This is a genomic window from Dendrosporobacter sp. 1207_IL3150, from assembly GCF_036763085.1.
Taxonomy (GTDB): Bacteria; Bacillota; Negativicutes; order DSM-1736; family Dendrosporobacteraceae; genus JBAIYU01.
This window is the reverse complement of record NZ_JBAIYU010000010.1, coordinates 1-25168: the sequence shown is the minus strand read 5'-3', so window position 1 is coordinate 25168 and position 25168 is coordinate 1. Positions and strand designations below refer to the sequence as shown.

At 40.9% G+C, this 25168-nt stretch carries 19 protein-coding genes and 1 rRNA gene; 16 read left to right on the top strand and 4 right to left on the bottom strand.

The features are described 5' to 3' along the window. Nucleotides 1-26 precede the first annotated feature (26 nt). The gene (ssnA, locus tag V6C17_RS03605; protein WP_333521176.1) at nucleotides 27-1349 is read right to left on the bottom strand and encodes a putative aminohydrolase SsnA; all 1323 of its coding nucleotides are present in this window, start codon (nucleotides 1347-1349) and stop codon (nucleotides 27-29) included. A 9-nt stretch (nucleotides 1350-1358) separates the two neighbouring features. Continuing rightward, nucleotides 1359-4454 (bottom strand): putative selenate reductase subunit YgfK, encoded by a 3096-nt coding sequence (gene ygfK / locus V6C17_RS03600; protein ID WP_333521175.1) that lies wholly within the window; start codon nucleotides 4452-4454, stop codon nucleotides 1359-1361. A gap of 348 nt (nucleotides 4455-4802) precedes the next feature. On the opposite strand from ygfK, the gene dpaL reads away from it, so the two are divergent. The 7 genes from dpaL to xdh all read left to right on the top strand — a co-directional run bounded on the left by dpaL (nucleotide 4803) and on the right by xdh (nucleotide 15906). Next, nucleotides 4803-6014, top strand: a complete 1212-nt coding sequence (gene dpaL / locus V6C17_RS03595) for a diaminopropionate ammonia-lyase (RefSeq protein WP_333521174.1) — start codon at nucleotides 4803-4805, stop codon at nucleotides 6012-6014. Nucleotides 6015-6121: 107 nt separating this feature from the next. Next, nucleotides 6122-7885, top strand: coding sequence for a sigma-54-dependent Fis family transcriptional regulator (locus V6C17_RS03590; RefSeq protein WP_333521173.1), 1764 nt, complete (start codon nucleotides 6122-6124; stop codon nucleotides 7883-7885). A 574-nt stretch (nucleotides 7886-8459) separates the two neighbouring features. Beyond that, on the top strand, nucleotides 8460-9791 hold the full coding sequence (locus V6C17_RS03585) for a nucleobase:cation symporter-2 family protein (protein WP_333521172.1): 1332 nt from the start codon (nucleotides 8460-8462) through the stop codon (nucleotides 9789-9791). A 195-nt stretch (nucleotides 9792-9986) separates the two neighbouring features. Further along, nucleotides 9987-11231: a YgeY family selenium metabolism-linked hydrolase gene (locus V6C17_RS03580; protein WP_333521171.1), complete on the top strand. Its 1245-nt coding sequence runs from the start codon at nucleotides 9987-9989 to the stop codon at nucleotides 11229-11231. A 55-nt stretch (nucleotides 11232-11286) separates the two neighbouring features. Continuing rightward, a complete protein-coding gene (locus tag V6C17_RS03575; RefSeq protein WP_333521170.1) occupies nucleotides 11287-12291 on the top strand; it encodes an ornithine carbamoyltransferase in 1005 nt (334 codons plus the stop codon). A gap of 2 nt (nucleotides 12292-12293) precedes the next feature. Further along, entirely contained in the window at nucleotides 12294-13244 is a 951-nt protein-coding gene (arcC, locus tag V6C17_RS03570) for a carbamate kinase (RefSeq protein WP_333521169.1), read from the top strand. A gap of 112 nt (nucleotides 13245-13356) precedes the next feature. Then, nucleotides 13357-15906, top strand: a complete 2550-nt coding sequence (gene xdh / locus V6C17_RS03565; protein ID WP_333521168.1) for a selenium-dependent xanthine dehydrogenase — start codon at nucleotides 13357-13359, stop codon at nucleotides 15904-15906. An 84-nt stretch (nucleotides 15907-15990) separates the two neighbouring features. On the opposite strand, the gene V6C17_RS03560 is transcribed toward xdh, so the two are convergent. After that, the gene (locus tag V6C17_RS03560; protein WP_333521167.1) at nucleotides 15991-17130 is read right to left on the bottom strand and encodes a metallophosphoesterase; all 1140 of its coding nucleotides are present in this window, start codon (nucleotides 17128-17130) and stop codon (nucleotides 15991-15993) included. Nucleotides 17131-17270: 140 nt separating this feature from the next. Here V6C17_RS03560 and V6C17_RS03555 point away from each other — a divergent pair, with 140 nt between their 5' ends. From V6C17_RS03555 to V6C17_RS03520, 8 genes are all read left to right on the top strand, one after another. Beyond that, complete coding sequence (locus V6C17_RS03555) at nucleotides 17271-17471, top strand: hypothetical protein (protein WP_333521166.1); 201 nt, start codon at nucleotides 17271-17273, stop codon at nucleotides 17469-17471. A 246-nt stretch (nucleotides 17472-17717) separates the two neighbouring features. Continuing rightward, nucleotides 17718-20210, top strand: a complete 2493-nt coding sequence (gene hrpB, locus V6C17_RS03550) for an ATP-dependent helicase HrpB (RefSeq protein WP_333521165.1) — start codon at nucleotides 17718-17720, stop codon at nucleotides 20208-20210. A gap of 63 nt (nucleotides 20211-20273) precedes the next feature. Then, nucleotides 20274-21071: a hydroxyethylthiazole kinase gene (thiM, locus tag V6C17_RS03545; RefSeq protein WP_333521164.1), complete on the top strand. Its 798-nt coding sequence runs from the start codon at nucleotides 20274-20276 to the stop codon at nucleotides 21069-21071. Nucleotides 21072-21088: 17 nt separating this feature from the next. After that, nucleotides 21089-21583, top strand: a complete 495-nt coding sequence (gene thiW, locus V6C17_RS03540; RefSeq protein WP_333521163.1) for an energy coupling factor transporter S component ThiW — start codon at nucleotides 21089-21091, stop codon at nucleotides 21581-21583. A gap of 21 nt (nucleotides 21584-21604) precedes the next feature. Beyond that, nucleotides 21605-22321, top strand: coding sequence for an MBL fold metallo-hydrolase (locus V6C17_RS03535; protein ID WP_333521162.1), 717 nt, complete (start codon nucleotides 21605-21607; stop codon nucleotides 22319-22321). Nucleotides 22322-22344: 23 nt separating this feature from the next. Next, a complete protein-coding gene (locus V6C17_RS03530) occupies nucleotides 22345-22950 on the top strand; it encodes a peptidylprolyl isomerase (RefSeq protein WP_333521161.1) in 606 nt (201 codons plus the stop codon). Beyond that, nucleotides 22950-23213: a GIY-YIG nuclease family protein gene (locus tag V6C17_RS03525; RefSeq protein ID WP_333521160.1), complete on the top strand. Its 264-nt coding sequence runs from the start codon at nucleotides 22950-22952 to the stop codon at nucleotides 23211-23213. The genes V6C17_RS03530 and V6C17_RS03525 overlap by 1 nt, the downstream gene beginning before the upstream one ends. A 49-nt stretch (nucleotides 23214-23262) precedes the next feature. Further along, complete coding sequence (locus tag V6C17_RS03520; protein ID WP_333521159.1) at nucleotides 23263-24045, top strand: enoyl-CoA hydratase/isomerase family protein; 783 nt, start codon at nucleotides 23263-23265, stop codon at nucleotides 24043-24045. Between the two features lie 50 nt (nucleotides 24046-24095). On the opposite strand, the gene V6C17_RS03515 is transcribed toward V6C17_RS03520, so the two are convergent. After that, nucleotides 24096-24272: a hypothetical protein gene (locus V6C17_RS03515; protein ID WP_333521158.1), complete on the bottom strand. Its 177-nt coding sequence runs from the start codon at nucleotides 24270-24272 to the stop codon at nucleotides 24096-24098. A 549-nt stretch (nucleotides 24273-24821) separates the two neighbouring features. On the opposite strand from V6C17_RS03515, the gene V6C17_RS03510 reads away from it, so the two are divergent. Beyond that, nucleotides 24822-25168 (top strand): 16S ribosomal RNA (locus tag V6C17_RS03510); the annotation flags it as partial.

The following is a 25168-nucleotide window of genomic DNA, read 5'->3' as shown; positions in this document are numbered from 1 at the left end:
GGAGCGCGCCTCCTCGCCTTGCTGTTCTATGTGTCCATTTTATCCCATAGGCGTTGGGCGGCTTTACGGGCGTTGTCATATATCGGTTTTACGTCAAAGGTGAATTGGCGGTTTTTTAGCACTACTTTACCATTAATAATGACGGTGTCGACATCGCGTGAGTCGAGGCCGAAGGCAATATGTCCGCCTATGTTTTGCTCAAGCAGCGGAGTAGGAGAGTTGTAGTCAAAAATAGTTAGATCTGCTTTATAGCCTTTAGCAACTTTACCAAAGTTAGCACCAAAGTAACGCTCAAGCAGGTTATTACCGCTAAAAAGAAATTGCAGATAACTATCAGGCCAAAGCGGGCCGCCTATATCCTTATGTTTAAAGTAGGCAAATTTAAATTCTTCCAGCATATCGCTGCCTATGCCGTCAGTGCCGAGAGCGAAGTTCTTATATTGTGGAATTTTAGTATTATAGCCTACATTGTTATTCATGTTAGATCGAGCATTGTGTACAAGGTAGGCATCGCTTTTATTTAAAAGTTCAATATCGTTGTCGGAAAGAAAAACACCATGGGCGATAAGCGCTTTCTCATTTATCAAGCCAAAATCAGCTAATCGCTGTATTACATCTTTTCCGTATACGTGATGGGAGTACGATACGTCATAACGATCTTCTGCTGCATGGATATGGATACCGCGTCCTGTTTCATCAATTGCCTCCTTCATTAACAGAAGAGCATCGTCAGGTATTGTTACAGGGGCGTGACCGCCAATCATCGTTTCAACGAGATGGGTATTATTTGAGTCACGTTTATCTTTGTCGCACAATACGGCAAACTCAACATTTTCCTCAATTCCTGCTTCGACTTCGGTCATACCGCCGTTGCGGTTAGTAGTCTCATAGCAGGTTATTCCCCGCAGACCTGTTTCTTCAAAGGCCTGTTTGAGAACTCGAAGCGAGCCTTTGATATAGGCTGGAGAGGCGTGGTGGTCAATTACTGCTGTAGTTCCGCAGCGGATAGCCTCAAGTGAGCATACTAATCCGCTGTAATAAAGTATCTCCTCATCGATTGCCCTATCCAACCGCCACCATAAGTTTTGCAAAATAGAGATAAAATCAGGTGATGGCTTAATATTAGCCATAATACCTCTAGCAAGACCGGAGTAAAAATGATTATGGCTGCAGACTATACCTGGCATCACCAATGAACCTTTCAAATCAATTATTGTTTCAGCCTTATATTTTTCAGCTGCACCAGGGCTAACTTCGATGATATTAGTTCCTTCAATAACGATATCAATGCCGTTTCTTACTGCTGGCGGGCTAAACTCAACGATCATAGCGTTTTTTAATATAAGCATATCGCACCTCTATTCATATACTGGACCGAAGATAGACGGTCTCTTAGTCCGAAGCTCATTTAAAACTAATAACATTTCTCTAAGTTCGTCAGATGCTGAACTTACAGCTGTTTCAGTTAAATTTATTTCATAGATTTCTTTATTGAATCTAATTTGGACTAAGTCACCTTCAAGGAAAAAACCATAATTACTGCTGTTGTCGAAGTCCGCTTTAGTACTAAAAACAGTTATCTTATCGGTATATGGTTTACCATCCCACGGACAGAAGGTAGCACAATTTCCGCATTCATTACAGTAGGCGTCAAGATGGACAATTTGATAGTGATTACGGAAGGATTCAATTGGGATGGCTATATTAGCTCTATTGGGACATACCTCAACGCATTTGTTGCAGACATAATTGCACTCTAAACAACGCTGGAATTCATGTTGACCTACAGCTGTATCTACTGTGGCACATCCCTCAACCGGGACATCGGACTGCCAGCTTAGACCGAGTTTTTTCTGGTCTATTTGTCTATGCTGTTCAGCAGTTGCTTTTTTGGGTGTAAAGATTTTGCGTTGCCAAGAACTGTTTTCTGATAAGCAGATTGCATCGGCTGCTTTACGTCCATCTGCGATACATTTAACAATAGAGGATGGACCGCTGCAAGCATCACCGACTAAGAATACGTTATTTGATTGATTGAATTGATCCGGCTGCAAACCAAGCCGATTAACTTCTTTATAATTAACATCTTCACCGATTGCTGTTATAACGGTATCAACTTTGATATTTTGAAGTTGGTCTGTGGCCTCTGGCTTTCTTCGGCCGCTAGAATCAGGCTGACCAAGTTTCATAATACGGCACATAAGGGTGTTATCATTTGCAAAAGACTCAGGATTGAGGAGAAAATGGAATTTTACATTATCGGCTAAAGCCAGTTCGTATTCCTCGCGATATGCTGGCATTTCTTTTTCGGTACGGCGGTAAATAATACTCGAAGTTTTTACTCCTGGAACTCTAAGGGCGGTTCGACTGGCATCCATTGCGGTATTGCCTGCTCCGATAACAGCTACATGCTCACCAAGCGATAGGTTATCAGGCTGGCTGTTATACTGTTCAAGAAATTCAAGAGCGGAGATAACTCTTGGAGCATGTGTGTTTTCTAAAACTTTAAAACTCTTTTCAGCTCCGGCACCAATAGCTGCAATGACATATTTATAGCCTTGCTCCTGCAATAAACTTGGTGTTATATCTGGTTGACAGTTAAAGACAAATTCCACTCCGTGCTCTTTAATGAAGTTGACATCATTATCTATTTCCTCATCGCTGATTCGGAAGCGGGGAATTATATGCCTTACTGTTCCGCCTGCTGCAGACTTGTTATCAAAAACTGTCACGCTAAAACCTTCGCGTGCTAGGAAAAAAGCTGCGGATAAGCCTGCTGGACCAGCCCCGATAATGGCGGCTTTGATATTGTTTTTACAGTTAGGAAAGGCATATCGCTTCTTATACTCTGCAAAGCCTTTTTTGAAAGCAATTCGCTTTACTTCTCTTATTAATATACAGCCCTCATAGTCCATACGGGTACAGTTATATTGACAAGCATGATCACATATGTGCGAGGTAATTGAAGGTAAAGCATTTTTTTCGTAAATTAGTGCTAATGCTTCAGCATAACGTTCTTCGGCAACTAGCTTTATATATTCAGGAATATCTTGATTTATTGGACAAGCAATTTTACAGGGTGCTTCGGCACAGTCGAAAAGTGGCAGATTACCTGGAATGTTAACACTATTAGTACCGCGATAATATTTATTAGCGTAGTTTACTGTTAAAGACTTTTCAGCCAAAGCAGTTACTTTTTGGACATCAATTTCTTTCTTATCCCATCCATCCATATCTTCAAGCTTAGTTGAAATCGCTGACAACCTGTTGTATCCACCAGGTTTTAATAATTCGGTTGCTAAGGTAATTGGTTTAATACCTGAGGAAAAGACTTCACCAACATTATGTTCGCTGATACCAGCTGAGAAAGAAATGGGCAGCTCGCCTTTAAATTCCTGACAAATCTTTGCTGCAACGTTTATGGCAAGAGGAAAAAGGGCTCGCCCAGACATATACATTTCGCCGCCAGGGAGTCTATTTTTGAAATTGACGGTACCTAAAGTATTGGTTAATTTAACGCCAAAGAAACGATTGTTGTTTTTAGCCAGCTCCTTAAGTCGGGTCAAAAGAGGAATGGCATCTTTATATTGCAGGTCATGAGCAAAAGATTCTTCAGAAAGTCGTATGTAGTCGAAGTTAAGATTATCTAATATCTGACGAACAGTCTGATAAGACAGCAGAGTGGGGTTAAGCTTTACATAGGTTTCAAGCTTTTTATCTGTAAGCAAGTAGGCACAGATTTTTTCAATTTCAGCGGGTGGACAGCCGTGCATTGTTGATAAAGTTACTGACTTGCAGACAGCAGGGGAAATTCGGTCAGGTAAATCTTTTACATGAGGCAGGCGATGACCTAAACCATTTTTAGTAAGTAGGCTTCCGTCTTTTAACACTAATGATAATTCGTTAAGATAGTTTTTAAACGATGGATGTTTCGAAGCATCCATAAGATTATTTATATAACTATCCATGCGAGGAGACTTGATGCCTTGCATGTTATAGCCAACACTCATATTAAAAATAAATGAGCGCTGAGCTCCAGTTTTAAGTTCAAAAACCTCTTCCAACAGATGCAGCAAAATCCAAGCTTTTATATATTCATCATAGGCCTTTTCTACCTTATATTCAGATGACCACTCGGTATTAAAGCCCTCATCCTCGGCATCAATGCAAGGTTTTTCCAGTGGAGGTTCATGTTCTTGAACTGTTTTTAACTCCATGAAGCGGCTCCCCGCTAAATAGGCTGTTATTATATTTTGGGCTAGCTGAGTATGTGGGCCTGCTGCAGGGCCGACTGGAGTCTCACAGCATTCGCCAAAGAAATTTACTGTTTTAGCTGATTTTTTCCTGAAAAAACTAGACTCTGGCAGTGAGAATATAGAACGCTGGACTGAAAACTCTTGAAACATTCTTGCAATGATTTCTCTAAAAGGCAGTGGCCGCATTATATCTCCCATTTTCGTTCCCCCTATAATTCGTTGGTTTGAGTAATTTCAATCTCGAGTTAATAAATATGCCTAATGTTTTAATAATCGCATTTGTTTGGTTTTTGGATTAAGTAAATAAGCTCTAATAATAAATATTGCTGATTGCCAATTTTTAGATGCAAAAACTATGCCATATTTAGATGAATTAAGGCTTTTTCTCAAAAAAATTACTGACTATGCTTATTTAACTGGCGCGTGTTTTGCATGTGTTATTTCTAGTGTGATCTGAAAGCGAAAATTTTGCCTTAATAAGTGGTGATACTCCGCTTTGCCGTCACCCAAGGCCAGAGCTTTCTGTAATTAAAAGGAGGAATACACATGACTGAAGCTATCCAGTGGAAAACAAACACTATGATAAAAAACGCTAAAATGGGAGTTTCCACAGCGCTTTTCAGTAAAAATGAAATTAAGAAGGTTCAAGAGTTTCATAAAAGTTTTCCTCAATACAATCCAACGCCACTGTATACCTTGCCGTGCTTAGCCCGGAGACTTGGCGTTGCTGGGATTTATATTAAAGATGAATCTAAGCGCTTCGGCTTAAATGCCTTTAAAGTTTTAGGAGGTTCTTATGCAATGGCAAGATACATTGCCGAAAAACTGCAGTTCGATATTAGTGATTTACCATATGATGTCCTGATTTCACCTAAGATCAGAGAATTGATTGGGAATCTTACCTTTGCGACAACTACCGACGGCAATCATGGCAGAGGGGTTGCCTGGACTGCGAAACAGCTTAAGCAGCAGGCGAATGTCTATATGCCTAAAGGGTCATCTTATGAAAGGCTTCAGGCAATTAGAAATGAAGGAGCAATCGCGACCATTACTAACTTTAATTATGACGATACAGTAAGGCTGACGGCAGAGCAGGCCTGTAAAAAGGGGTGGGTAGTTGTACAAGACACGGCTTGGGGCGGTTATGAAGACATTCCAACTTGGATTATGCAGGGGTACGGTACACTAACAGCAGAAGCGTTTGAACAGCTTGAGACGTTTAATGTAGAAAAGCCCAGCCATATATTTATGCAAGCAGGCGTAGGTTCTTTAGCTGGCTCGATGCAGGCGTATTTAACCGACTTATTTAAGGATGAGCGGCCTAAGGTGACCATTGTGGAATCAAATCAGGCTGACTGTTTCTATCAGTCGGTACTAGCTGGCGATGGAAAGCCAAGAAATGTCGGTGGCGATATGAAGACAATTATGGCTGGCCTGGCCTGCGGTGAACCGAATTCGATCGGGTGGAATTTTTTACGCGATTACAGTGAGGTTTTCGTGTCCTGCTCTGATTCTATAGCCGCGAGGGGTATGAGAGTTCTAGGTAATCCAAATGGTAATGATCAGCGAATAATTTCAGGTGAATCGGGAGCTGTTACACTAGGACTGCTTTATTATTTAATGACAAATAAAGATAGCGAAAAAGCCAAGTCTGCACTTGGCCTGAATGCTGATTCAACCATTCTTTTAGTTAGTACTGAAGGTAATACTGACCCAGAAAAGTATCTGGATATAGTATGGGATGGCAAGAATAATTAGGTCTTATCCAGCGTTAACTGAATATCAAATAATATGGGCAAGTTAATATGCTATGACTGCTAAAATGTTATTAACAGCCTCAGTTCATTGATGCAGGGGTGAGACTTATGTATTCGCTGCGGGACATCCGAGAAACAGTACAACAGACTGCCGATGCTATTGCGGAAGCACTCGTTATGGAGGTAGAGATAGCTGACCGTGACTTAATACGCATCGCTGGTACAGGGAGGTATCGAGGTCAGTGCGGCAAGGTTTTGGAAGATGGCTTTGTCTATCGGCATGTTATTAATACTGGCGGGCCGGTGATAATTGATCGTCCAGGCTATCATGAGTTATGTCAGCCTTGCACTGCCAAGGATAATTGTCCTGAAGCAGCCGAAGTTGCTGTGCCAATTGGGATAAGAGGGCGAATACTAGGTGTTATTGGTCTGATTTGTCTTGATATCAATCAAGCCGAACGTCTGCGTGAGCGAAAAGATTCACTGCTGCGTTTTCTAGAAAAGATGGCTGAGCTATTAACAAGTAAAATAACTGAGTACACTGAAGGTCGGGAGAGAGAAACACTAGGACGACAATTGGTAACAGTACTCAATCTGCTCCACGACGGTATCTTAGTAGTGAGCTCGGATAAAACGGTAATTCACAACAATAACCTTAGTGCTAGTATGGTTGATATTGCCGAAGGTCAGAGTGTGGCCTTACCTCAGATAATGGATGATAAAAGGCTGTGGAAGTCTATTGAAAAGGGTGAAAAGTTTTCAGGCGAGGTAAAAGGACGACGTGTATCTGCCCACTGGTATTGTGATGCTTTTCCGATTATTAAGAGCGGTGTTTTAGAAGGGGCGGTAATTACACTTAAGGATGTGCAGGAAATTAAGCGACTTGTAAATGATGCCACAGTAAGTGATATTGCAACAGAGTTTTCGCAGATCATCGGTAATTGCGGCAAAATACGTGAACTTAAAGAATTGGCTTACAGGGTGGCATCGACCAATTCAACGCTCTTGATTCAAGGAGAGAGTGGTACTGGTAAGGAGCTCTTAGCGCGTGCAATCCATGATAGCAGCAAAAGGAAAAGCAATACATTTATTGCCATTAACTGTGGGGCGATACCTGAGAGTCTTCTAGAAAGTGAATTGTTTGGTTATGAAGAGGGAGCATTTACTGGTGCAAAACGAGGCGGAAAACTAGGTAAATTTGAACTTGCTAATAACGGTACCATTTTTCTTGATGAGATTGGCGACATGCCGTTGCATTTGCAAGTGAAGTTATTAAGGGTACTGCAGGAAAGGAAAGTAGAAAGAATAGGCAGCTCACGTGCTACCGGCGTTGATGTTCGTGTTATAGCTGCAACCCACCGTAATTTAGAAAAAATGGTTTCTTCGGGTGAATTTCGGGAAGATCTTTACTATCGTCTTAATGTGATACCACTAGTTATACCGCCCCTTAGAGAGCGCAAGGAAGATATACCGCTGCTTTTCTCCTATTATCTTCAGCATTATTGCGCCGTAATTGGGAAGAAGGTGCAGGGTTTCACGCCTGATGCAGCGGCAATTCTTAGCCGTTACCCGTGGCCTGGTAATGTACGCGAATTAGCAAATGTCATTGAGTACTCAGTAACAATGGTAAGCGGAGAATATATTAGTGCTGAAGTACTGCCAAAAAGAATTAAAAAGGAAGAGCCAAGTACGTTAGTATCAGGCAGCCTTAATATAAAAGCAATAGAACGAGAGTTGATTACTAAAGCTTTGGAAGCGGCAGCGGCGGAAGGGAATAAGGATATTGCAGCGAAACTTCTGGGAATCAGCCGGGCAACTCTGTATCGCAAAATTAAAGAATATAATATTGCTGAACGCAAGTTTTTTTCATAAAGCGACCTTTGTATCAAATTGAGATTGATGCTAAAAACGTCCAAATATAACAGTGAATTATGAGTTTGATTAATGAGACGTTTGTAGCATTTTGAGAATAGGCGAAACTCTGAAATAACGAAAACGATGCAATCTAGGAATTATTCCCTAGGCGGCATCGCTTTTTTTATTCTATCAGAAAAAAATAACATTCTTAAAAACAAAGATAAGTATTGAGTATTGGCCTTCGATGTTCGCTAGACTCGGTGCAAGTCGCATTTTCTTTATTAGTTGAACAGGCTAGGTAAATGCATAATTAATGCTCCAACGCTAGCGCTGACTTACGCTTATAATAATGCCTTTATCTAGCCTTGGTTGCGAAAGAACGCCTGCATTTTTATAAGCATGAATAAACTAGAAATTTTATTGCGCGATGAAAGACGGGTTTTCTCTGAATTTGACGTAATTTTGGTGTGCTGACAACCTATTCTCTGGCATAAATTTTGCAATAGAAGATATTTGTGAAGCGTAAAGAGTAACATAGAGGTTTTCGACTATGCCACGGGTGCCCTAAAAGTAAAAAGAGGTGAGAAAAATGCATGATCAGGAATTTCGCCACCCGGTTGATGAGATGCTCCCATTTGGCCAATTGTTTACCTATGGCTTACAACACGTTTTAGCAATGTATGCTGGAGCTGTAGCAGTTCCGCTTATAGTTGCAAACGCCCTTGGTTTGTCACATGAGCAACTTATTTATCTTATTAATGCGGATCTATTTACCTGCGGGATAGCTACACTTATTCAAACACTGGGGTTCTGGAAGATGGGGATTAGAATACCAATCATTCAGGGGGTAACTTTTGCTGCTGTTACACCGATGATAATTATCGGTAAGACTCATGGCTTAACAGGGATTTACGGCTCAATCATTGTCGCCGGTATTGTTACTTTCTTGATTGCTCCTTATTTCAGCCGCCTGCTAAGGTTTTTCCCACCTGTTGTAACCGGAACAATTATAACGATAATCGGTATTACGCTGATGCCTGTCGCTGTTAGATGGGCCGGGGGCGGAAATCCAGCAGCAAAGGATTTTGCAAGCGCCAATTATATTGTTCTGGCACTTATAACTCTTGTGTTGGTTTTATTCTTTTACCGCCGCTTTAAAGGATTTTTAAGTAACATTGCCGTTCTTTTAGGTCTAATTTGCGGCACAATCATTGCAATTCCTTTTGGGGTAGTTAACTTCTCACAAGTGCCGACTGCCGCGTGGATAGGTATTACTACACCTTTTGCATTTGGGATGCCGACCTTTGATTTTGCATCAATTGTTGCGATGGTTTTAGTAATGTTGGTTGTTATGACCGAAACGACCGGCGATTGTATCGCCATTGGTGAAATAATCGAGAAACCTATAACTCAAGATGATTTAAGCAGATGCTTAAGAGCTGATGGTTTTTCGACAATGCTTGGGGGTATTTTAAATAGTTTCCCATACACCGCCTTTGCTCAAAACGTCGGACTCGTTGGTTTGACAAGAGTTAAGAGCCGTTATGTTGTTGCTGCCGCCGGCGCAATATTGGTTGTTTTAGGGTTATTTCCTAAATTAGCGGCGATAATTGCTTCTATCCCTAGTCCTGTACTTGGTGGAGCGGGCATTGCAATGTTTGGCATGGTAGCTGCCAGCGGCATAAAAACCCTATCTAAAGTTCAATTCGACGGCACCCACAATATCATGGTCGTAGCAATTAGTATTGGAATAGGCATGATAACACTCGCGGTCCCAAGTTTCTATCATAGCTTCCCAAGCTGGGCTCAAGTTATCTTGCACAGCGGAATTACAGCAGGAAGTATTGCTGCAATAGTATTAAACGCAGTATTAAATGGAACAGAACAGTCTGCTAAGGCTAGTAGTGAAACGCTAAATTAGGCGTTAAAACAAAATTATCCGATGACTAACCCGCTCTATACCCAAAGGGCACAGGCGAGCGGCTAAGTCCCTGGATCAGAGCGACTAAGATTCAGATGGAGTTATACCCAAAGGGCACTGGCAACTCCATCTGAATCAAGTCTTACTTTATAAGGTTTTGACCTACAAATCTTTAAGAGGAAGGGGATCTAAACTTTGGAACAGACATTTTCACAGGTGCTTAAAATGGCAGAAAAATATAAGCCGGATATATCGAGGTTTTTACGAGATTTAATTTCAATACCTGGCGAAAGCTGCGGTGAAAGTCAAGTCGTGTTACGCATTAAGGAAGAAATGGAAAAGGTTGGTTTCGATCATATCGAAATTGATCCGATGGGCAACATATTAGGCTATATCGGTTCCGGTAAGAATGTTATCGCTATGGATGCTCATATTGACACGGTCGGTATTGGTAATATTGCTAATTGGGAATATCACCCCTATGAAGGCTATGAGGATGACGAAATTATTATCGGACGGGGAGCCAGCGATCAGTTGGGCGGTATGGCTTCCATGGTATATGCCGGAAAAATCATTAAAGAATTAGGTCTTGAAGATGATTACACGCTGGTGATTGTCGGTTCAGTTCAAGAGGAAGACTGCGATGGTCTTTGCTGGCAGTACATAATCAATGAAGATAAATTGCGCCCGGATTTTGTTGTGATTACTGAGCCAACAGATGGAAAGATTTATCGCGGACAAAGAGGGCGTATGGAAATTAAAGTGGCCGCAAAAGGCGTTAGCTGCCATGGCTCTGCTCCAGAACGCGGCGATAATGCTATCTATAAAATGGCACCAATACTAAGTGAACTGCGTGCCTTGCATGAGAATCTTCAACATCATGAGTTTCTGGGAAAAGGAAGTCTTACAGTTTCAGAAATTTTCCATACATCGCCGTCGCGCTGTGCGGTTGCAGATAGCTGCTGGATATCCATTGATAGGCGTTTGACTGACGGCGAAGATGCTGAACTTGCACTAAGTCAGATACGAAACTTGCCTAGTGTAAAGGCAGCTGACGCAAAGGTTGAAATGTATACCTACGAACGCCCGTCCTATACTGGCTTGGTTTATCCCACAGATGCCTACTTCCCAACCTGGCTTATTGAAGAGGGTCATCCTGTATGCTCTACGCTAGAGGATGCTTATCAGGGTCTGTTTGATCGTTCTCCAGTTGTTGATAAATGGACCTTTTCGACAAATGGTGTCTCAATAATGGGGCGTTATGGTATTCCTTGTATTGGTTTTGGACCTGGTCATGAAGATCAGGCTCATGCACCAAATGAGCGTACTTGGAAAAAAGAATTAGTTGATGCAACAGCTATGTATGCTGTAATTCCATTGATATATGTAAAGCAATACGCTGCCAAAATGCCAGAAAGCACAGCTAATTTAGTTAAATAGCTCCAAGTTAGATATAAGCCAAAGATATTTATTATAAATTAAGGGGGACTTTACAGTGCATTCAGTATTTCGGGGTAAACACTTCATCGATCTTGAGGATTTTAACAAAGAAGAAGTAGACACAATGTTAGAAGCGTCTTTTGACCTTAAAAAGAAGTTTGCTATGGGTGTGCCTACTCCATATCTTCAATCTCAGACGATGTTTATGATGTTTTTTGAGCAATCTACACGCACTCGCAATTCAATGGAAGCAGGCTTAGCTCAGCTAGGTGGTCATGCTGGATTTCTAGATTCTAGCAGCATGCAGATTGCCCATGGTGAAAGTGCTAAAGATACAGCAATAATTCTTTCCCGCTTTGGCCACGCAATTGCCTGCCGTTATTGCAACTGGGAACGCGGTAACAAATATTTAAATGAAATGGCTCAGTGGTCAACAGTGCCTATTATGAATCTTCAGTGCGATTTATATCATCCATTCCAGGCTTTAGCCGATCTGATGACAATGAAAGAAAAAATTGGCGATCTAAAAAGAGTTAAAGTATCTATAATTTGGGCCTATGCGGAAAGTCATAAAAAGCCAATTTCAGTTCCAGTATCCCAGGTCCTGCTATTTCCTCGGTATGGAATGGATGTAACATTAGCTCATCCTAAGGGCTGGGAGCTGCCAGATTGGGTAATTGAAAAGGCTAAAGCTAACGCTGCCCGCTATGGCGGTACTGTAACGATCACTGATAATGAGGAAGAAGCGTATCGGGGAGCTCACATCGTAATTCCTAAAAATTGGGGCAACTGGGTAACTGACCAGACTGGGGCAGCACTTTCCGGGGCCACAAAAGTAATTGATGATAAGCTAATAGCCAACAGAAGCTGGAAATGTACTGAGGCTAAGATGGCAATAGCAGATAAAGACGTAATGTATATGCACGCTCTACCGGCTGATAGAAATAACGAAGTCGAGGATTCTGTTATTGATGGTCCCCATTCAATTGTATATGACGAGGCTGAAAACCGCCTTCACACTGCTAAAGGCGTTATGACTTTATTGATGGGTGGTCGATAAGTATGAATAAGCTGGCGGTTGTAGCTATAGGCGGAAACTCGCTTATCCGCGACAACGTCCACCAAACGGTGCAGGATCAATATGATGCTGTTTGTGAAACAGCAAAACATATTACCAGTATGATTGAACAAGGATATGAGGTCATCATTACCCATGGGAATGGTCCACAGGTAGGCTTCATCCTCCGACGGTCGGAAATAGCCAGCGAAGTTGCTAGAATGCATCATGTACCTCTTGTAAATTGTGGAGCAGATACTCAAGGGGCAATTGGTTACCAAATTCAGCAAGCTATGGATAATGAGTTTAAAAAACGTGGTATTGCAAAAGCTGCCGTAACCATCGTAACACAGGTTGTTGTCTCTGCTGCTGATCCTGCTTTTAGCAATCCTACTAAACCTATCGGCTCATTTTTCACCCAAGATCAGGCAAAAATGCTTGCACAAACCAATCCGGATTGGGTATTGGTTAATGACGCAGGGCGAGGATATCGCCGGGTAGTTCCATCGCCCGTACCGCAGGAGATAGTCGAAACAGAGGCTGTAAAATTATTAACCAATCAGGGATACTGCGTAGTTAGTGTCGGCGGAGGTGGTATCCCCGTCGTTCGCCAAGCTGATGGCACACTAGTTGGAGTAGATGCGGTTATTGATAAAGACTTTGCTTCAAGTTTACTAGCTACCCAGGTAGATGCTGACGTTCTTATTATTTCAACAGGTGTTCCTAAAGTCTTTTTAAACTATGGAAAACATGATGAGCTTGCATTGGATAGAGTAACACTGGCTCAGCTCAAACAATATGTCACTGAGAATCATTTTGCTCCCGGAAGTATGCTTCCAAAAATTCAGGCAGTTATATGTTTCCTTGAAAAGGGCGGGAAAAAAGCTATTATAACTAACCCGGAGAGTTTAGAAGCCGCGCTGGCAGAACAAGCCGGTACTCATATTTACCCCTAATAACATGCTGGGACGTAGGTTTGAATTAAACTTAGGCAAACTTACGTCCTAATCTCTATTAACGACTATTAGCAATGCGCAGACCTTTTTAAATCTTTAAGGGGGCGCTCCTATGTCTGTATTAACTATTAACGGTCTGGAATACCGAATTGACAAAGATATCAATCTGCTTGAGTATTTGAGGGACGAACTTCAGATTACCTCACTAAAGAATGGCTGCGGTGAAGGGGCTTGCGGAGCTTGTATGGTAATAGTTAACGGAAAAGCTCAACGGGCTTGTTTACTTACAACAGCCAAATTGAACGAAAAAAAGATCCTTACTGTTGAAGGATTGGCTGAGCGCGAAAAGGAAATTTATTCCTGGGCTTTTGCCGAGGCTGGAGCAGTACAATGCGGATTTTGCATTCCTGGTATGGTAATAAGCGCCAAAGCATTATTAGACCAGAAAAGTAATCCGACAAATAAGGATATCAAAGAGGCAATACGAGGTAATATCTGCCGTTGTACAGGGTACGTGAAAATTGAGCAAGCTATTCTTTTAGCAGCGCAGCGACTGAGAGGAGAAATATCGGCCCAACCCTTAAATAAGTGTGGCGTGGGCATAAGTGTACAACGTGTGGATGCAGTTGAAAAAACACTTGGAACAGGTCAGTATGTCGATGATATGTATATAGAAGGTATGTTATATGGGGCAGTTCTAAGGACAAAGTTTCCTAGAGCTTTAGTCAAAAAGATAGATATCAGTGCAGCTAAGGCTGCTCCGGGAGTTGAAGCTGTTATTACAGCGGAGGACATTCCTGGACAGCGATATTGGGGCTTTATTGCGAAAGACTGGCCTGCACTAGTAGCAGTCGGTGAAGAAACTCGCTACATTGGTGATGCAATTGCCTTGGTTGCTGCTAAATCAAAAAGTTTAGCTAGGCAGGCTGCAGATTTGATTGACGTTATATATGAGGAACTTGAACCTCTCACCTCACCTTCTGAGGCCTTAACCCAAGGAGCATATAGCATTCATCCTAACGGAAATTTACTTAGTAAAACTGAAATTCGCCGCGGTGATACTAAGCAAGCTTTGAAAAAAGCGGCGCACGTTGTCAGTAAGCGGTACACCACACCCTTTAGCGAGCATGCATTCATGGAGCCGGAAAGTGCGGTAGCTGTACCGGAAAAGGAGGGCTGTCTTACTGTTTATGTAGGCAGTCAAAGCGTTTATGAGGATCAGCACGGCATTATGGCTATTCTAGGACTTCCTGCTGATAAGGTGCGAGTGGTGAGTAAGCTAGTAGGCGGCGGCTTTGGCGGAAAAGAAGATCTGAGCGTTCAGCATCATGCCGCTTTGCTGGCTCAAAAGACAGGAAAACCAGTTAAACTTACGCTAAGTCGCCAAGAAAGTATACTTGTCCATCCTAAACGACATGCAATGGAATTAGAATTAACTACAGCCTGTGATAAAGACGGAATGATTACAGCAGTAATTGCTCGTATTATTGCCGATACAGGAGCCTATGCATCGCTTGGACCAGCAGTACTGCAACGGGCTTGTACCCATATTGCCGGACCGTATGCTGTAGCTAATATTGACATTGAAGGTTTATGTGTTTATACAAACAATCCTCCTGCTGGTGCGTTCAGAGGCTTTGGAGTTACTCAGGCTGCTTTTGCTTGTGAGTTAAACATGGATTTTTTGGCCCGTGAGGCAGGGATATCTCCTTGGGAGATGCGTTATCGAAATGCACTTGAACCAGGAGTGGTTAATGCTACCGGGCAAATTTGTGATGCTGGAACTGCAATCAAGGAAACTCTTCTAGCCGTAAAGGAAGAATTTGAGAATGCGAGTTATGCTGGAATAGCTTGTGCTATGAAAAATACGGGTATTGGGGTAGGTCTGTCCGATATATCCAGAGTTAAACTACAAGTGAATAATGGAAAAGTTACTGTGCTGACTAGTGCCGCCTGCATTGGCCAGGGATTAGCGACTATTGTGTCTCAGATAGTTTGTGAGACGTCGGGTGTACCATTAAATTTAATAGAAGTAGCGGCACCAGATACTTGGCAGACACCTGATGCAGGAACAACAACAGCGTCCAGGCAAACACTATTTACCGGAGAAGCCGCTCGGCAAGCTGCTTTAGCTCTCCGGAAGGCTGTAGCTGACAAAACATTGTTGGAGCTTGAAGGTCAAGTGTTTTATGGTGAGTTTTTGGGAAGTACTGATCGGCTAGACTCAAAAAAAACCAACCCAATAAGCCACGTAGCATATAGTTATGCAACTCATGTTGTGATATTGAATGAAAAGGGCAAAGTTAAAAAAGTTACGGCTGCCCATGATGTTGGAAAGGCTATCAATCCTAAAGCAATTGAAGGACAGATCGAAGGTGCAATCGCAATGGGGCTTGGATATGCGCTGAAAGAAGATTTTCCCTTAAAGAATAGTGTTCCTCAGGTGAAATATGGAACCTTAGGTTTATTTAGATCGATCGATATGCCTGAAATTGAGACTATTATAATAGAGAAAAGCCCTTCTGAACTGGCATATGGAGCTAAGGGTGTAGGGGAGATTGCTGCTATACCAATAGCTCCAGCAGTAGCCTCTGCTTATTACAACTTTGATAAACAACACAGATACGATTTGCCGCTAAAAGGAACAGCATATAAGAAATAAATATAAAAAAACTCAGATAGTTCAAATACTACCTGAGTTTTTTGACGAGAAAAAAGTATTGCTTTATTAAAATACATGGATAAATTAAGTTTTGAATTCAATTAATATATCGACGAGTTCTGGTTTGGTGCCGATACGAATTGGCGGACCCCAGGTCGCATACCCGGATGATACAATTACGTTTAGATTGCCTTTTTTCAAATAGCCCCAGTCGATTTCAAATACCGACTTAGTTATTAAGTTATTGGGGAAGAATTGCCCACGGTGGGTATGACCAGACAACTGCAAATCCACGCCTTGCTCTTTAGCCTCATCAAGATTAGACGGCTGATGGTCTAGTAAAATTATCGGCAGTGAGGAATCTACTCCCTCGAAAAGCTTAGCTGCAGTAGCGCGATTTACTTTATTAAAGTACGGACTGCTGCGATCATCGCGACCTGCTAAAATAAAGCTGTCAGCGATTTTTATGTAATTGTCGCGAAGTACTGTGGCGTTAGCTTTAGTGAGAAATTCTACAGCTTGTTCACCTTGTCCGCCTATGTATTCATGGTTTCCCAGTATTGCATAAACACCAAATTTAGATTTAATTTGACCGAGTATTTCTGGCATATGGTTATTTGCAAAAAACACTACGTTTTCGTCGATTATATCGCCGCCTAAAAACACGATATCCGGATCTAAACTGTTTATTGATTGAACTAGCTTTCTTAAACGGTCTGTGCCAACCAGCGGACCTAAGTGTATATCGGAAACAAAGACTGCATGCAGTCTTGAAAGATTTCCTGCAGATTTGTCGATTTTAATATTGTAGCGGCTCGTTATCGGGTGTGTTGCGTTCCAGGTGCCATAGAAAAGTAGTAAAAAAACGCCGATCCATACAGCAAAACCAGTTATAAAATGACTGCTAATATGTGCCGGAACCCAAATTAGCCAATAATTTATAACTGTAAGAAAATCAGCTAATAACCAAAAGAAGAATGCAAAATAAGTAATAGCCAGCCAATAGGAACCTATTAAAGCCAAAAGGTGTATTGGTTTTTCTGGAAAACGAGAAGCCCAGGCTTTATTTATGTAATAGGACATTGCCAAAACAAATAGCAAAGACCAAAAGACTGTATTTGAAAATGGAAAAAAGTGTCCTAGAGAATCCCAGGTTCGAAGACCTATGTAGTAGTTTATTGCGCCATAAAACGCTAAAAAGATGCTAACGAAAGCTGTTTTCATGTATCTCTCCTTAAATTTGGTCATATAGTCCTGACAAAAGGACTTTTGAATATAATCACATAGAAAACGACGTAAGACGTATTAAATTATATGTAACTATTATTTATAATGTTATAATAAAATGGGGGTGACGAAAAGAAGTGATATCAACATCACTTCGGCATTATATGAATAAAACAAGTAAATTTAATGATATTCTGTTTGCGGTTATCGTAGTTGTTCACCTATATAATCGTCAGTGGCCTTGGGGAGATACTCTGCAAACAGTCTTAGATGTGGTGTTCACTATAACAGGCGCCTTAATTGCTGCCAAGTACTACATATTAGCAAGCAAAAAGTAAGATATTTTAGCATGAGGCTCGGCGCAAGTCGAGCCAATTTAACTTTTCTGTTTTTGTTATGCTGCTATTCTGGAAAGAGTAATTATGCCAAGGAATATTAGTATTACCCAAAATATGTAATTTATGCTATAGGTACTAATTTCGCGTCCAAAGGTTCAAAGTAGTAAAGAGCGGGGTTAAAACTCCACCCAAATTAGTCTGATTTTATAAACTATTTCCCGGAAATATACAATGAGGTGTCGATTTATGACCCATTTCCCAATAATAAATTTATTGCCACAATTAAAGGATACTCTTAATAGTTATTCGAAGGTTGTACTTGTTGCACCACCTGGGGCGGGTAAAACAACACAAGTTCCACTAGCATTAATGAACGAGCCTTGGCTCAAAGGACGAAAAATTTTAGTGCTAGAGCCTCGGCGAATTGCTGCTAGATCAGCAGCTCGCTATATGGCAAGTTTAATTGGCGAAGAAGTTGGATCAACAGTTGGCTATCGTGTAAGGCTTGATACAAAAGCAGGTCCTGACACTAAAATAGAAATAATTACCGAAGGTATTCTTACTAGGCTGCTGCAAGACGATGCCGCGCTTGAAAATATCGGCATGGTAATTTTTGATGAATTTCATGAACGTAGTATACATGCTGATTTAGGTCTGGCCCTATGTTTGCAATCGCAAGATCTTTTTAGGGAAGATTTAAAACTTGTTATAATGTCAGCAACTCTGGATGTAGAACCAATAGCTGCTATGATTGGGAATTGTGCAGTGCTTAAAAGTGAAGGTCGATCATATCCGGTCGAAACTTTTCACCTTTCATCCAGGCTAGAGGGAAATATTGAATCTATTGTTTTGATTAAAGTTAATGAAGCGTTAAAAAACTATGAGGGTGACATATTGGTTTTTCTGCCAGGTATACGCGAAATCAGGAGGGTGGAACAGCGTCTCTCGCAAGCTAATCTTGGCTGTAATGTAAAAGTATTGCCCCTATATGGCAGTCAAACTTTTGATGAACAGGATGCTGCACTCAAGCCATCAGCGTCGGGTTCAAGAAAAGTAGTTTTAGCCACATCTATTGCTGAGACAAGTTTAACCGTAGAAGGTGTCCAAGTTGTTATCGACAGCGGACTAATGCGTGTATCTAGATTCTCACCTCGTACGGCAATGACTCGTCTCGAGACAATTCGGGTGTCGCAAGCTGCAGCCGAGCAGCGTCGGGGCCGTGCAGGGAGACAGGGGCCGGGGATTTGCTACCGATTGTGGACAAAACAAGAAGAAGCAGGTTTCGTCCAAAGCAATACCCCCGAAATATATGATACGGATATGACACCATTAGCTCTTGAATTAGCAGCGTGGGGAACGGTTGATCCAAAAGAATTACGCTGGCTGGATGATCCACCTTTAGCTGCATATAATCAAGGCAGAGAACTGCTTTATCAACTAGGCGCTTTAGATAAGAATGGGCTAATAACAAAGCATGGGCGGGATATGGCCGCTTTAGGATGCCATCCTCGTCTTGCCCATATGCTGATTAAATCAGCAGAGATTGGTTTAGGACAGTTAGCGTGTGAAATTGCTGCCATACTAGGCGAACGAGATATTCTGCGTGGTCAGACATATGATGCTGATATAGGACTGCGTATTGAAGCACTGCGTAACAACTTAAGTGGATATAATCAGAAGCAAAGTATCGAATTATCGTTATATCGCCGAATTGGAAAAGAAATCAAATATTGGCAAATGTGTTTAGGGATAAGTGAAAACAATAATAAACATGATACAGGTGCATCAGGTATTTTACTTGCGTTTGCGTATCCAGACCGAATAGCTCAAAATAGAGGTAATGGAAGATTTTTAATGCGCAATGGTCGAGGCGCTAGGCTAGGGAGTATTCAGCTCCTTTCTGAGGCGGCATATATAGTTGTCATAGAACTGGATGATAAAGGCGAAGAAGGTTACATTCATAGGGCTGCTCAAATTGATTTAGAGAATATACTAAACTATTTTAGTGATCAGCTGGAAGTAGATATAACTGTTAAATGGGATAAAGCATCTCAAAGTGTACGCGCGCGTCGTCAAATATGCCTGGGAAGCATATGTCTTAAGGAAGAGCCAGTTTCAAATACTAACTCAGTTGATGTGCAGAAAGAGTTAGTGCAGGGAATTAAGTCCGAAGGATTAGAAATACTGCCATGGACAAAAGCAGCACGGCGATTTCAGGAACGGCTTATTTTTCTCAATAACATAGATTGTACATGGCCGGATATATCGGATGAAGCACTATTAAAGGAAATAGATATATGGTTAGGACCTCATTTAATTGGAATTAGCAATAAAAAAGACCTACAGCGGATTAATTTAAATGAAATTTTTGAGTCTTTGCTTACGTGGGAACAGCGACAAATAATGGATAGAATCGCCCCTTCTCATGTTTTAGTTCCAAGCGGACAGCGCATAATGGTAGATTATAGTATTCCGACAAAGCCTGTTTTAGCTGTACGCTTGCAGGAACTATTTGGGTTATCAGAAACTCCGTGTGTTGCTGGTGGGAAGGTCCCATTAACGTTACACTTGCTATCGCCCGCTTTTCGCCCGGTCCAAGTAACAACAGATTTAGCAAGTTTTTGGAAACATGGTTATCATGAAGTTAAAAGCGATTTAAAGGGGCGTTACCCTAAGCATTTCTGGCCCGATAATCCGCTTTTAGCAGCAGCAACAAGTAAAGCAAAACCACGGAAATAATCAGTATTGAAAACCTAGGTAAAATATGGTATTTTTTAATCTAAATATAGAAGAGGTGAAACAATGATTAATGAAATATGTTCAGTGATAGAGAAGATAAGAAATCAAAAACCTCTTATTCATCACTTAACTAATTATGTCACAGCTAATGATTCTGCAAACATAACTTTAGCTATTGGTGCATCGCCAGTTATGGCCAGTGAAATACTCGAAGTTGAAGAGATGGCAGCACATGCCTCGGCTTTAGTGATAAATATTGGTACACTAAACGCTCCAACAGTTGAGGCGATGATCGTTGCAGGAAAAAAAGCTCAGTCTTTAGGTATCCCAATAATATTTGATCCAGTCGGCGTAGGAGCGACTTCATATAGGACGGCTGTCGCGGAGCGGATTATTAGAGAAGTAAAGCCTACGATTATCCGTGGTAATATGTCAGAAATTAAATTATTAAGTGGTATTAGTGCAGCTATAAAAGGTGTTGATTCTGTTGCCGATGAGACTAATGGTGAGAATATAGCAATAAAGCTTTCTCAGAAACTTAACTGTGTAATTGCAGTGACCGGAAAAACAGATATTATTGTTGATGGTAATAAAGTCTGCAGAATTGATAATGGTGATATAATGTTAACTAATGTTACTGGTACAGGTTGTATGAGTTCATCGCTTGTTGGGAGTTGTGCAGCGGTTGCCAATCCATTTGTCGGCGCAGTAACAGGTATTGCTATGATGGGAATAGCAGGAGAATTAGCAAGTAGTGGTTTGAAACCGGACGAAGGTATTGGTAGTTTTAGAATCCGGCTGTTTGACGCTATTTATAATTTATCGGGCGAAATACTTAGAGATAAAATTCGCCTTAGCTAACTTGTTTGGAGGATAAAGTGAATCTACAAAAACTAACTTTTACTGCTTTGTTTATAGCCCTTGGCGTTCTTTCTGCACACCTCATTTATATACCGGTAGTTGTAGCAAAATGTTTTCCGGTACAACATGCCATTAATATATTATTAGCTGTTTTTTTAGGAACTCGTTACTCAGTAAGTGCTGCATTCGGGATTTCTGTTTTAAGAAATTTGTTGGGCACAGGCTCGTTGTTAGCTTTTCCAGGCAGTATGATAGGAGCTGCGTTGTCTGGAATACTATATAGGAAGACTAATCATATATTGGGTGCTATTTTAGGTGAGGTAATTGGCACTGGTATTATTGGCGGGCTGCTAGCTTATCCGATTGCGAAATTTATTCTAGGAACAAAGGTTGCGGCTTTCTTTTTCGTTATTCCTTTTTTAGTTAGTTCAATCGGAGGCAGTATCATAGCTTACTTGATTTATCTAACGCCGCTTACAAAGTTTTTCCGCTCAAAGATTAGTGAGAAGTAATAAAGCTCCTAGGAGGTGTTTGTGTTGAAAAGTTTGGAGATTACTTACTTATTCAATAGTGGATTCGTTTTGAAAAACGGCAAGAATCTGCTGGTTTTTGATTACTATCTTAATCCTACTGTTGGTTTGGAAAGATTAATAAATGAAAGTGAAAACGTGTGGGTTTTTAGCTCACATCGCCATGCCGATCATTTCAATCCTCAAATTAGCAGATGGCAAAATAACGTTACCAAATATTTTTTTAGTGACGATATCAAGTATGAGGATGGTATTAACACTATAGAAAAAGAAAAGCTAGTATTTATGAAGCCTTATGAGGAATCAGTAGAAGATAATTTAAAAGTTATAACCTATGGCTCAACCGATGAAGGAGTTTCTTTTTATATCGAATTAGATGGTTGGAAAATCTTTCACGCTGGTGATTTAAACTGGTGGCATTGGGTAGGCGACACGGACGAAAACATTAGGTTGGCTGAAGCGAATTTTAAGACCGAAATTGATAAGCTTGCCCATTTAAAACTTGACGTGGCTTTTTTTCCAGTTGATAGTCGGTTAGGTGATTATCGAGCAATTGGTGCAGAAGAATTTTGCCGCAATGTCGAGGTTAGAAACTTAGTAGCTATGCATACTCGCGGCGAAACATGGGTACCACCTTCATTATTCCCTGGTAATAATAAGAAAGTATCAGTATGGTGTCCAGCAAATCCGGGAGAAAGTATTGTTTTAAAAGGTAATTAATTGAAGCAAAGGACGTGTATGTAATGAAAAAAATTATCTTGGTTTTAGTAGCAATGATGTTAATGATTACTGTAGGGTGTTCTGGTAATACGGGAAATCTGCCTCCATCACCAACTCAACCTGATATTAGCCCTAAACAGACAGAAGTAACAGGCAAAAAGAATAGCATTGCTGTATTTGAAACATCCAAGGGTAGTTTCAAAGTAGAGTTATTCGAAGACAAAGCGCCAAAGACAACAAAGAATTTTATCACTTTAGTTAATAAAGGATTTTATAACGGTTTAATCTTTCACCGGGTAATAGACGGATTTATGATTCAGGGCGGAGATCCTAAGGGAAATGGAACTGGCGGACCTGGATATACCATTCCTGACGAATTTGACAGCAGCCTTCGTCATTCCTCGGAAGGTATTCTATCGATGGCTAACGCTGGACCAAACACTGGAGGTTCTCAATTTTTTATTACTTTAGAGGCAACACCTTGGCTTGATAATAAGCATTCTGTCTTTGGTAAAGTTGTAGAAGGTATCGAAGTGGTCCGAGCTATCGGTAAGGTTAAGACAAAGGCTCAGGATAAACCTATTGAAGATGTTGTAGTCAAAAAGATAACTATTGAAGAGGTAAAATAGTGGCTTTTACCTATATAGTCGAATGTTCAGACGGTACTCTTTATACCGGATGGACGACTGACTTGGATAACCGCATCGCAAAGCACAATAGTGGCAACGGGGCAAAATATACGAGAGGTCGCGGTCCTGTCAAACTGGTATATCATGAAGAATTCTCGGATAGTAAAACTGCCCGTGAACGAGAATGTGCTATAAAAAAGCTCCCTCGTATTGAAAAGAAGCAGCTGATTAGTAATTTTTCAAATATGACTAACAAAGAATAATTAAGTCTTAGCTCGAAGACTGGCAGCGTAGCTTCAAAAGGAGAAAAATATGACTGATAAAGCTGTACTACTTAGTAATGATGATGGGATTGCTACTATTACGCTCAACCGTCCAAGTGCGTTAAATTCTATTAATAAGTTGTTGGCAGATGAGCTTATTGAATGCCTTAATTTGGTGAAAAATGACAATTCGGTTAAAACTATCATTCTAACAGGCAGTGGAAAAGCATTTTGTGCTGGCGGTGATTTATCGTATATTGAAAATTTAAAAGATATAATTGAAGCAAGAAGCTTCATTGCCCAAGTTGGTCAATTTGTTTCAATTATTATGGAAATGGACAAACCAGTAATTGCAATGGTTAATGGAGTAGCGGCAGGCGCAGGATTCAACTTAGCTTTAGCATGCGATATTATTTTTTGTGCTGATTCCGCTCGTTTCGCCCAAAGTTTTGCTAAAGTTGGACTAATTCCAGACTGCGGCGGAATGTACTTGCTGCCTAGAATAGTAGGTTTGCACAAAGCTAAAGAACTAATGTTTACAGCGGATCTAATTGATGCGAAAACAGCTCATTCATTAAAGCTTGTCAACCGAGTATGTGCTAATGAGAGCTTAGAGGAAGAAACAAAAGCATTTGCAAAAAAGATCGCTGATTCAGCACCTATTGCGGTCGGCCTGATTAAAAAAACGCTCAATAGATACGATACCATGACTTTGAATAGCTTGCTTGAGCACGAGGCTGATATGCAAGCATACTGTTTGCAAACGCAAGATCACAAAGAAGGAGTTAGTGCTTTTAAAGAAAAAAGGATGCCTTCTTTTAAAGGTATATAACTACAAAGAAGCTACTGTTCTAATTAGAACAGTAGCTTTTATACTACGTTTTATAAATTATCATTATATGATTGTACCGAAGCCTCAACTTTTGGCTGCTTGTTAACATTTTGGGTATAGGCAGAAGAACTGAATTGTGGATCAGGAAGTTCAGGTGCATAGTCGGATTGGAATGCTGGGGAATAGTTTGTAGCTGGTGTATCATAAATACTAACTTCTTTTTTCAACATCATCACCTCCTTGTTAATAGTGTTTCCTAAAACAATTAAAACAAGTTATATATTTTTATAAAGTTTTTACCTTTTGAAAAGCAGATATGCAGCAACCAATGGCTTACTTTTTAGATTAGCGGATTATGCAAAAAATACTAATTGACATAAAATATTGAACGTGATATTCTATGTAAGTCGCAGCAAGCGATGTAGTAAAAAATAATAATTTCTTGGTCATTGATAACTCAGTAACCAAAGAGATAACAAAAATTAACAGAAAAAACATGTTGACACATTGAGTTAAATGTGGTAACATGTAAAAAGTCGCCACAAGATGAAGTCAAATGGCGGCGAGCGATGCAGATGAATAAAGCTTTTAAGTGATAGATAATCTGGTATCGTATCCATTGCCTCATAGGCAACGGTGTTCTCTGAAAACTAAACAATGTAAGAAGAATTAATGCCAGATGTGCGGTGCTCATTGAGCACAATTTACAAGATTTACTTCGGTAAATCACAATTTCTTAAATTATAAAGAGCCATCAAGGTTCTTCATAAATAAATTTTATGGAGAGTTTGATCCTGGCTCAGGACGAACGCTGGCGGCGTGCCTAACACATGCAAGTCGAACGGAGAATCAGCAATGATTCTTAGTGGCGAACGGGTGAGTAACGCGTAGACAACCTGCCTTCTAGATGGGGACAACGTTCCGAAAGGGACGCTAATACCGAATGTTGTATTAAATCCGCATGGGTATGATACTAAAGGTGGCCTCTATATATAAGCTACCACTAGAAGATGGGTCTGCGTCTGATTAGCTAGTTGGTGAGGTAATGGCTCACCAAGGCGATGATCAGTAGCCGGTCTGAGAGGATGAACGGCCACACTGGGACTGAGACACGGCCCAGACT